The organism is Streptomyces bambusae, assembly GCF_019400985.1.
Lineage (GTDB): Bacteria > Actinomycetota > Actinomycetes > Streptomycetales > Streptomycetaceae > Streptomyces > Streptomyces bambusae_A.
The window spans coordinates 1-10,346 of record NZ_WTFF01000260.1 but is presented as its reverse complement, the minus strand read 5'-3'; the positions used below and the strand labels follow the sequence as shown (position 1 = coordinate 10,346).

The window sequence follows — 10,346 nt, the reverse complement described above, 5'->3', positions numbered from 1 at the left end:
TCGGCGGGGCCGCGCTGGTCGTCGCGAACGCGCTCAGCGCCGACGGCCCCTCCGGCCGGTCCGAGGCCGCCGCCTCGGTGAACACCAGCAGCGCGCCCAGCACCAGTGCCACCCCGGCGCCCAGCCAGCCGCGCCGCCCGGGCGCCCACAGCGAGGTGGTGGCGAAGGCCGTGGTCGACGCCGGCGCCGCGGTAGCCGACGGGAACAGCAGCGGGAGCAGGGCGGCCAGCGCCGCGAGCTTGCGCTGCCCCCGCTCCTCCCAGTCCGGCCCGTACGCCGAGCAGGCCACGCCCTCCAGCTCCGCCACGAACGCCTCGGCGTTCTCCGGGCGGTCCTCCGGCAGCTTCGCCAGGCCCCGGCGGATCAGCGGCCGGACCGGCTCCGGGGCCTCGGTCTCGGGCACCGGGGCCTCGATGTGCTGGACGGCCAGCTCGGCGAAGTTCTCCCCGGCGTACGGCTTGCGGCCGGTCAGGCACTCGAAGAAGGTGGCCGTCGCCGCGTACACGTCGGTCGCCGGCGAGGCGGGACCGCCCTGCCACTGCTCCGGCGCCATGTACGCGGGCGTGCCGGCCACCCCCGGCGTGCTGCCGCGGTCCGCGGCGATGCCGAAGTCGACGAGCTTGGACGAGCCGTCGGCCGCGACCAGCACGTTCTCCGGCTTGTAGTCGCGGTGGACGACGCCGGCCGCGTGCGCGGCCGCCAGCCCCAGCAGCGAGCCCTTGAGCACGACCAGGGCGGACTCGGGGTCGGTGTGCCCGGACTGCTTCAGCAGCGCGCGCAGGGCGATGCCGTCCACCAGCTCCATCACGATGGCGGCGCCGCCGGGCGCCTCCACGTACTCGTACAGCCCCACGACGTACGGCGAGCGCAGCGCGCCCAGCAGCCGGGCCTCCGCCCGGAACTCCCGTACGAACGCCGGATCGGTGCGCAGCCGCTCGCTGAGGTACTTCACCGCGACGGGAGTTCCCGTCCCGTCGTGCACGGCGAGCACCACGCGGCCGCTGCCGCCGGCGCCGAGTTCACTGGTCTCCGTGTAGCCGGGGACCGACCACGCCTTCATTTCCGTTCCGTCCCCCCTGGTGCGGGTCTCCACCCCCTGGGACACGGACGGGCCGTGGCCGGTTCCCGACCGTACGGGTCCGCTCAGGCGGCGGCCCGCTCCGCGCGGATCAGGGAGTGCAGCCGGTCGGCCGCGGCCTGCCCGAACGCGGGGTCGTTGATGTGGGTGTCGTAGTCGTAGAGCTGCGCCGCGCTGCCGCGCAAGCCCTCGCGCAGCGCCGAGAACAGGGCCCGGTCCGCAGCGGGGTCATGATAGGGCCCGTCCGGAGCACCCAGCGTCGACAGTCCCCGTTTCGGGATGCACACGGCCGTCGGGCCCGTCGCCGGCCGCAGCTTGGCCGCGACCAGCCGGCCCAGTTCCGCGCATTCGGCCGGCGTGGTGCGGACCACCGTGACCGACGGGTTGTGGACCAGGAGGTGGCGGTGGCGGACCCGTTCCGGCACCGTCTCGGGCGGCCCGAACTTCACCATGTCCAGCGCGCCCGGGCACACCACCTGCGGGATCCCGGCACGCCCGGCCGCGGTGAGCCGGTCGGGTCCGGCGCTCAGCAGACCCCCGCACAGCTCGTCGGCGATCTCGCAGAGCGTGAAGTCCAGGACGCCGACGAACACCCCCTGCGCGGCCAGGCCCTCCAGCGTGCGGCCGCCGGTACCGCTGACGTGGAAGACCAGGACCTCGTAGCCGAGCTCGGTCAGGCGCTCGCGGGCCGCGTCCACGCCGATCGTCGTCACGCCCGCCATGCTCGCCGCCACGAGCGGCCGGGCGCCCGTGCCCAGCCGGCCCGGGCGGATCTCCCGGGAGGCACGGGCACAGCCCTTCGCCATCCCCGCGACCGCGTCGGCCGCATTGGCCAGAACCGGTGCCGAGACGGTGTTGATCCCGGCGATGTCCACCACGCTGTGCATCATCGTGATGTCCGAGGAGCCGACGTACTTCGCCACGTCCCCGGACGCCATCGAGGACACCATCACCTTCGGCACCCCCAGCGGCAGGGACCGCATCGCCCGGGTGGCGATGGAGGTGCCGCCGCTCCCGCCGATCGCCAGCACCGCGTGCAGCCGTCCCTCGGCGTGCAGGCGCAGCAGGGTCGCCTCCGCGCCCCGCGCCATCGTGGTGACGGCCGCGCCCCGGTCGGCGGCCGCCCGTAGTTCCGACAGTTCAGTCCCCGCGGCCCGGGCCACCGCTTCGCGCGGTACGTCCGCGGGCACCCGGGGCTCGCCCATGATTCCGGTGTCGACCAGTATGACTTCGACGCCGGCGCGCAGCAGTCGCTCACGCAGCCAGCCGTACTCCACACCCTTGGTGTCCAGGGTTCCCACCAGCACGACGTTCGCCATGAGGGCAATGTCCATGCACCGGGTGCGGCTGGCAAGTCCATCCGCATCAACCAGCCAAATGCTCCAAAAGTCGTTCCACGAACGCGACTTGACCGGGCACCAGGCGGATTCGCGCCACCTCCGGCGCGAACCACGCCACCCGGTCGAGCTCGGGGAACTCCGCCGTCCGGCCGGACCGGGGCGGCCACTCCATGGTGAAGGTGCCCGGCACCATGCGGGCGGGATCGAGGTCCGCCTCGACCGCCCAGACCGTCACCAGCTTCCCGCCCGGCTGCCGTACGTCGCCCAGCGGCAGGTACGGGCCGTCCGGCGGCGGCAGCCCGATCTCCTCCGTGAACTCCCGGCGGGCGGCGTCCCGCGGGCTCTCGTCCGGCTCGTACTCACCTTTGGGGATCGACCAGGCCCGCTCGTCCTTGCGCTCCCAGTACGGCCCGCCCATGTGGCCGAGCAGGACCTCGATGCCGGCCGGGCTCCCGCCGCCGGCGCGGCGGAACAGCAGGAGTCCGGCGCTGCGCTTGTCCGTCATGCGTCCATGCATGCCCCGCCCGGCCCCCGTTCAGCGGATCGGGGTCCGGCCCGCTGGACGGGGGCCGGGCGGATGCGGGCCCTCGCGGTGCGTTCAGTGTGTTCAGTGCACGTGCGGGCCCTCGCGGTGCACCGGCCCGTGCGGCGCGGCGCAGTGACCGTCCCCCGCCTCGCCCCGGCCGACGGAGAGCAGGGCCTCCTGCGCGTGGTCCACCTGCAAGGTGGTGTGCGTGATCCCGTACTCGGCGGACAGCAGCTTCTCCAGGTCCCGGCGGACCGCGTGGCAGTCCCCCTCGGGCTCCACCAGCACGTGCGCCGACAGGGCCGCCTCGCCCGAGGTGATCGTCCAGATGTGCAGGTCGTGCACCTCGGTGACCAGGCCGTGCGCCACCAGCCGGTCGCCGACCGCGTCCGGGTCCACATGGGCCGGAGCCGCCTCCAGGAAGATCCGGCCGGAATCGCGCACCAGCGCGTAGCCCGCCTTGACCATCAGCACCACCACGACGAGCGTGGCGATCGCGTCGGCCTGGACGAAGCCCGTCGTCATGACGACCAGGCCGGAGACGGCGGTGCCGATGAAGGCGAACAGGTCGTTGAGGATGTGCTGGTAGGCGCCCTCGACCGCGAGCGAGGAGCGGTTCGCCTTCGAGATGCACCAGGCGGCGGCGACGTTCACCGCGATACCGGCGAGCGCCGTGACCAGCACGACGCCGCCCGCCACCTCCGGCGGATCGATCAGCCGGCGCACCGCCTCGTACGCCAGCCAGAGCGCCAGCAGCAGCAGCGTCAGCCCGTTGGCCTGGGCGGAGAGTATCTCCGCACGCTTGAGCCCGTACGTGAAGCCGCCGCGCGCCGGCCGCGCCGCCAGCCGCATCGCGATCAGTGCGAGCACGATCGAGACGGCGTCGGTCAGCATGTGCGCGGCGTCGGAGATCAGGGCCAGCGAGTGGGCGAGGATGCCGACCGCCACCTCGACCGCCATGAAGGTGCCGATCAGGCCGAGCGCGATGGCCAGCCAGCGCCGGTCGGCGTTCGCGGCGACCCCGTGCGAGTGACCGGCGTGGTCGTGCCCGGCGCCGCCGCCGCGGCTGTGGACATGGCCGCCGCGGTTGTGGGCATGGTCGTGCGCGTGGTCCTGCGCACCCGTTGCACCCATGGCGTTCCCCCGTCTGTTCGGTGTCCGTTCGGATCCGTTCGGTTGTAGCGAGTGAAGTGAAGCGCACCGGAGCGTCAGGGGCAAAGGCTGCAACGGGGACCGTTGTCATTACCCATAAGAGGCCTCTGACCTGCGGTTATGCCGGGCCGTGGAGATCGTGGGAAAATCTGCTCATGGTCCAGCGCCCCGGCGTACCGACCGCCCCCGAGCTCGTCATGGAGACGGCCGAGGGCCGCACCGTGATGACCCCGAGCCGGACGTACCACGTCGGCCGCGACCCGCTGTGCGAGATCTGCCTGGACGACGCCCGGGTCTCCTGGCACCACGCGATCCTGCGCCCCGAGGGCGACCACTGGACCCTTGAGGACGAGAACAGCACCAACGGCACCTGGGCCGACGGGCACCGCGTCCGCGCCTGGGAAATCGGGCCCGGCAGCGAGCTCCGCTTCGGCAGCGAGTCCGACGGCCCCCGCGCCCTCGTGACCGCCCGGACACCCCCGCCGGGACCCGCGGTGTCCTCCGGCCGGGGCGGCCCGGCCGAGGTCGCCGCGCCCAGCCTCACCGCCACCTTCCGCCGCCCCACCTCCGTCCGCCCGCTCGGCGCGCGCAGCGTCCTGCGCATCGGCCGGTCACCCGACAGCGACCTGGTCCTCGACGACCTCCAGGTCTCCCGCAGGCACGCCGAACTGGTCGCGCTCGCCGACGGCGGGTACGAGATCGTCGACGTCGGCAGCCACAACGGCACCTACCTCAACGGCACCCGTGTGACCCGCTCCCGCATCCGCGAGGGCGACATCGTCGGCATCGGCCACTCCGCGCTCTGCCTGGTCGGCGACCAGCTGCAGGAGTACGTGGACACCGGCGAGGTCTCCCTCGACGTGCAGAACCTCTCCGTCACCGTCGACAACGGCCGCAAGACCCTGCTCGAAGGGGTCTCCTTCCCGGTCGGCGCGAAGTGCCTGCTCGGCGTCGTCGGCCCCAGCGGCGCCGGCAAGTCCACCCTGCTCGGCGCCCTCACCGGCCTGCGCCCCGCCGACCACGGCACCGTGCTCTACGACGGCCGCGACCTCTACCGCGACTACGCCGAGCTGCGCAGCCGGATCGGACTGGTCCCCCAGGACGACATCCTGCACGTCCAGCTCACCGTCCGCCGCGCCCTCGCCTACTCCGCCGAACTGCGCTTCCCCCAGGACACCGCCGCCGCCGAGCGCGCGGCCCGGGTGGACGAGGTGATCCGCGAACTCGGCCTGGAGCAGCGGGCCGACCAGCCCATCCACAGCCTCTCCGGCGGCCAGCGCAAGCGCGTCTCCGTCGCCCTCGAACTCCTCACCAAGCCCTCGCTGCTGTTCCTCGACGAGCCCACCTCCGGCCTCGACCCCGGCATGGACCGCTCCGTGATGCACATGCTGCGCGGCCTCGCGGACGACGGCCGCACGGTCATCGTCGTCACCCACAGCGTGCTCAACCTCGACGTCTGCGACCGCCTCCTGGTCCTCGCACCGGGCGGGCGCACCGCGTACTACGGCCCGCCCGAGGAGGCCCTCGCATTCTTCGGCTTCGAGGAGTGGCCGGAAGCCTACGAGGCGTTCGAGAACGACCGCGACCGCGACTGGGCCGGGGTGTACCGGGCCTCACCGCAGCACCGCCTGTACGTCGACGTCGCCGCAGGCCGGCCCCCGCCGGCCGCGGAGGCCGAACGGGCCGCCGGAGTCCTGCCGCACGCGCCGCCCAAGGCCCAGAGCTGGGGCTCCCAGCTGTCCACCCTGGTGCGCCGGTACGCGGCCGTGCTCGCCGCCGACCGCACCTTCCTGATCATCATGGTCGCGCTGCCGTTCGTCATGGGCGGCATGGCCCGCGTGCTCGCCGGCAGCGCCCTCACGCTCGACACGGCTCTGAACGCCCTGTTCATCCTGGTCCTGGGCGGAGTCCTGACCGGCGCCGCCAACTCGGTGCGCGAACTGGTCAAGGAACGCGTCATCTACCAGCGCGAGCGTGCCGTCGGCCTGTCCCGGTCGGCCTACCTGATGTCCAAGGTGGTGGTCCTCGGCGCAATCACCGTCGCCCAGGCCGTGGTCCTCACCGTGGTCGGCCTCGCCGGCGTCCGCACCAACGCCCCCGGCGGCAAGGGCGTCTTCCTCCCGCCACTGATCGAGATCACCCTGGCCGTCGCCCTGCTGTCCTTCACCGCGATGCTGCTCGGCCTGATGATCTCCGCCCTGGTGAGCAAGGAGGAGGCCACCATGCCGCTGCTGGTCCTCCTCACCATCGTCCAGGCCGCCTTCTGCGGCACCCTGCTGAAACTCACCGGGGTGCCCGTCCTCGAACAGCTGTCCTGGTTCGTGTCGACCCGGTGGGCCATGGCCGCGATGGCGGGCACCATCGACCTGAGCGCCATCGTGCCCACCAAGGTCACGCAGGACCCGCTGTTCGACCACGAGCCCGGCGTCTGGCTCCTGTCCGTGTTCATGCTGCTCGTGCTGTCCGCACTGTTCGGCCTGGTGCTGTCCCGGCTGCTGCGCCGCCACGAACCCGCCATCATGCGGAAGTAGCCCCGCGATGACCGCCGAGCCCCAGGTCTCCCCGTTCCGGCCCACGCACGTGGTCCCCGTCGACGGCATGTCCGCCTGGGACGCCCCCGGCTCCGCCGAGCCCCCCGTGGACCTGGACCCCCTGCTCCCGGTGCAGCTGCTCTCCCGCAGGGGCGACTGGGGCGAGATCCTCTGCTCCAACGGCTGGTCCGCCTGGGTCGACGGGCGGCTGCTGGTCGCCGTACCGCAGCCGCCACCGGCCGGCGGGCCCCACCCGCCGACGGCGGCGGAGGACCCCCTGCCGCTGCTCGCCCGGTCGGCCGACGTCCTGGACCGCTACCGGCGCGCCGCGGCGGAGCAGGCGGCCGGGCGGTCGGACGGCGAATCCTTCCGCCGCGCCACCCAGGGCCTGCGGGCCGGCATCGTCGTCGAGGGGGAGGCGGTCTGGGTCTACGACGAGGCCTCCCGGCGCTGGATGTACGCCGACGGCAAGCGGCTCAGCGGGTACGCCGTGTCCGACGGGCCGGAGGCCGTCGACCCGGGCGGGTCCGGCAGCCCGGCCGGCCCCGGCACGCCCGGGTCCGGCACGCCCGGGTCCGCCGCGCCCGGCGAGGGCACGCCGGGCGACGAATCCGACGAGGACTGGGGTTCCCCGCTCCCGGGGCGCGACGCCGCGCACCCGCCCACGCAGATCGCCCGGCGGGGGGAGTACTGAGGCGGTCGGCGGCCCGGCGGGGCGCTGACGTGTCGGGGGACACCTGCCCGCTGACGCATCGGACACCTCGCCGCTGACGCGTCGGCGCCTGACCGCTGACCTGTCAGGACGCCTCACCGCGGCGGTGCACCGGGCGGGCCAGCAGGGCGCCCAGGAACCCGGCGACGCCGCCCCAGAGCAGCGCCAGGCCCACCGTGCGCCACAGCACCGCGTGCAACTCCACGCTGCCGCCCACCCCGCCCCCGACGTCGAGCCCCAGCACGGACAGTCCGACCTGCACCTGCACCCGGCACAGCAGGCAGACGACGAGGACCGCCAGGGCCAGGGACACCCCCAGGTGCAGGGCGTGCTGCCAGGGCCGGACCCACGCGGGCGACCGTACGGCCGCAAGGAAGCCCGCGGCGAGCAGCAGGAGCACCGCCGCCACCACCAGCCACCAGGCCCGCCCGTCCCGCTCGGCGAGGGTGCCCACGTCGAAACGGGACAGCTCGGGCGTGCGCAGCACCTCGTCCAGCACCTGCGGCATCGGCAGACCGAACGGACCTTCGACCCGGCCCTCCCACGCCCCGCCGAGGCCGAGGGTCAGCCCGAGCCACGCCAGGTTCGGCAGTCCCAGGAACACCACGGCGAAGGTGTCGGCCGGCCGACCTCGGGTGGCGGCCACCACCACCGCGATCACCAGGGCCACCGCGGTGGCCGCCAGCAGGAGCGCCGCCACCGCGAAGGCGGCCGGCCGTACGGCCTCGTGGAAGCGGACCAGCGGGGCGGGCAGCGGGGCCCGCCGGGAGACCAGCAGGGTGATCAGCAGCAGGCCCAGGATCCACAGCAGCCCGTACCCGAGGGTCGCCGGCAGGTCCGGGCGGAATCCCACGGTGGGCCTGATGTCGAGCAGGTCCTCCAGATCGCCGAGGTCGCCGAACTCGCCCAGGTCGGCCAGGTCTCCCAGGTCGTCGGACTCGCCGGGCTCCCCGGACCCGGGCGGCTCGCGGCGTCCGCCCGGCAGGGTGACGGCGAAGGTGTGCCGGGCCAGCTGGGCGGAGCCGGCCAGGGCCAGCAGCCAGAGCAGCACCACGGGGAGAGCGCGGAGCAGGAGTTCGCGGGCGGTCGCCACCGCGCGGTTGTGCAGGGGGTGCAGGAAGCACAGGCCGAGGGCCAGGGCGCCGCCCAGGCTCACCGACAACGGCAGCACCGACAGGGCGAGCTGGGCGTCCGCCAGGAAGCCGGCCCCGCCGGACACCTCCAGCGATCCCCCCGCCGCCATCACCACGACGGCCGCCACCACGTGCGGGTACGCCCCGCCGGGCAGTTCGGTCGCGCCCGCGCAGGCCAGGCCCGCGGCGGACAGGGCGGCCATGACCAGGAAGCCCGCCACGACGGCCACGAGGGCGTCGCGCCAAGCCCTGAGGGAGCCCCCGGAGGTTCGGCTCACCCGGCCACGGTAGGCCGGTCCGGCCCGGAGGGACCACCGGGAGGGCGGGCACTATGGCCCGATGGGGTGAACCTTATACTGTTATGTCCGAAGTAAGGGAGAAAAGATTGTTCGTTCGGGGACTCGGGTCCCCCCGCGCCTAGGAGTCCCCCATGACCACGCAGCCCGCCGGTACCCCGCCGTCAGAACGCCCCACCGGACCGCCTTCGGGCCCGCTCTCGGGCCAGCAGGGGTCCACCCCACCGCCCCCACCGCCGCCCGGCATGCACGGAGGCTCCAGAGGCTCCGGCGGAGGGGGGCCCGGTGGGGGGCCCGGTGGTCCAGGTGGCGGCGAGCCGCCGGACCGGGCTGCGGAAACGCCCGACGAACCCCACAAGCCGTGGTGGCGCTCCATACCGCGCGTGGCCACCAGCGTCGTGGCGCTGGCGGCCGTCGTAGGGCTCGTCCTCGTACTGACCCGGCCCTCGGGCTCGGAGGGCGGCGAGCTGTTCCTGCAGCCCGTGGCGGCGGAAGGCCCTGACCCGTTCACCGAGTCCACGGCCAACGCGGAGGAGAAGCCTCCGCCGCCCGAGCCGGCGACGACCGGGGCGAAGCCGCCGCCGGAGGTGAAGCCCGCGAGCGGCAAGGTCACCGCGCAGGCCGTCACCGGCTCGGACCCGACCCTGTACGGCGGCAGCCAGAACACCGCCAGCTGCGACATCGAGAAGCAGGTCAAGGTCCTGTCCGCGGCGCCGGCCAAGAACGAGGCGTTCGCCGGGTCACTGGGCATCCAGCCCGCAGCGGTGCCCAGCTACCTGCGCTCCCTGACCCCGGTCACGCTGCGCCACGACACCCGGGTCACCAACCACGGCTACCGCGACGGCCGGACGACGTCGTACCAGGCCGTGCTCCAGACGGGGACGGCCGTGCTGGTGGACAACCGCGGTGTGCCGAAGGTGCGCTGCGCGTGCGGCAACCCGCTGGGCGAGCCGGCGCCGCTGCAGAGCGCGGCGAAGCCGCAGGGTCAGGCCTGGTCGTCGTACCGGCCGCAGAATATCGTGGTGATCAAGCCCACGGTCACGGTCATCAACAAGATCACGATCTACGACCACGACAAGAAGCGCTGGTACGACCGCGACTCCGCCCCCACCCGCCACCACGACAAGCGCTGGCCCGACAAGCCGGTCCCGCCGCCGAAGATCGTGACGCACGTCCCGTCCGACCAGGACGAGGACCACAGGTACCCGGACGACGGCAACCAGGTCCCGCCCGGGAACAAGCCGGACGACACGAAGCCGGATGAGACCAAGCCGGACGACACGAAGCCGGACGAGACCAAGCCGGATGAGACCAAGCCGGATGACACGAAGCCGGACGAGACCAAGCCGGACGACACCAAGCCGGACGAGACCAAGCCGGACGACACCAAGCCGGATGGGACGAAGCCGGGCGACACGAAGCCGGGTGGGACCACGGAGAACAAGACGGACCCGGGTGGGACCACGGAGAACAAGACGGACCCGGGTGGGACCACGGAGAACAAGACGGACCCGGGTGGGACCACGGAGAACAAGACGGACCCGGGTGGGACCACGGAGAACAAGACGGACCCGGGTG

General features: G+C 73.6%; 8 protein-coding genes. 3 read left to right on the top strand and 5 right to left on the bottom strand.

Translation table 11 applies throughout. From position 1 onward, the window contains the following. The 4 genes from GPJ59_RS27535 to GPJ59_RS27520 form a co-directional block, all read right to left on the bottom strand. Window positions 1-1,060 (bottom strand): serine/threonine-protein kinase (locus tag GPJ59_RS27535; RefSeq protein WP_219670399.1); only part of this gene is annotated, 1,060 nt, incomplete at its 3' end. A gap of 83 nt (window positions 1,061-1,143) precedes the next feature. Next, window positions 1,144-2,397 (bottom strand): Tm-1-like ATP-binding domain-containing protein, encoded by a 1,254-nt coding sequence (locus GPJ59_RS27530; RefSeq protein WP_219670398.1) that lies wholly within the window; start codon window positions 2,395-2,397, stop codon window positions 1,144-1,146. A 46-nt stretch (window positions 2,398-2,443) separates the two neighbouring features. After that, window positions 2,444-2,923 carry an NUDIX domain-containing protein gene (locus tag GPJ59_RS27525; RefSeq protein WP_219670397.1) on the bottom strand — a complete coding sequence of 160 codons (480 nt, stop codon included), beginning with the start codon at window positions 2,921-2,923 and terminating at the stop codon, window positions 2,444-2,446. Between the two features lie 102 nt (window positions 2,924-3,025). Beyond that, window positions 3,026-4,078 (bottom strand): cation diffusion facilitator family transporter, encoded by a 1,053-nt coding sequence (locus tag GPJ59_RS27520; protein WP_219670396.1) that lies wholly within the window; start codon window positions 4,076-4,078, stop codon window positions 3,026-3,028. A 173-nt stretch (window positions 4,079-4,251) separates the two neighbouring features. Between GPJ59_RS27520 and GPJ59_RS27515 the strand changes: the two genes are divergently transcribed. Beyond that, a complete protein-coding gene (locus GPJ59_RS27515) occupies window positions 4,252-6,627 on the top strand; it encodes an ABC transporter ATP-binding protein/permease (RefSeq protein WP_219670395.1) in 2,376 nt (791 codons plus the stop codon). Between the two features lie 7 nt (window positions 6,628-6,634). Next, window positions 6,635-7,321, top strand: a complete 687-nt coding sequence (locus GPJ59_RS27510) for a hypothetical protein (protein ID WP_219670394.1) — start codon at window positions 6,635-6,637, stop codon at window positions 7,319-7,321. Between the two features lie 103 nt (window positions 7,322-7,424). On the opposite strand, the gene GPJ59_RS27505 is transcribed toward GPJ59_RS27510, so the two are convergent. Beyond that, the gene (locus GPJ59_RS27505; protein WP_219670393.1) at window positions 7,425-8,750 is read right to left on the bottom strand and encodes a streptophobe family protein; all 1,326 of its coding nucleotides are present in this window, start codon (window positions 8,748-8,750) and stop codon (window positions 7,425-7,427) included. Between the two features lie 401 nt (window positions 8,751-9,151). On the opposite strand from GPJ59_RS27505, the gene GPJ59_RS27500 reads away from it, so the two are divergent. Continuing rightward, on the top strand, window positions 9,152-10,346 hold a 1,195-nt coding region (locus GPJ59_RS27500; protein ID WP_219670392.1), incomplete at its 3' end, for a DUF6777 domain-containing protein.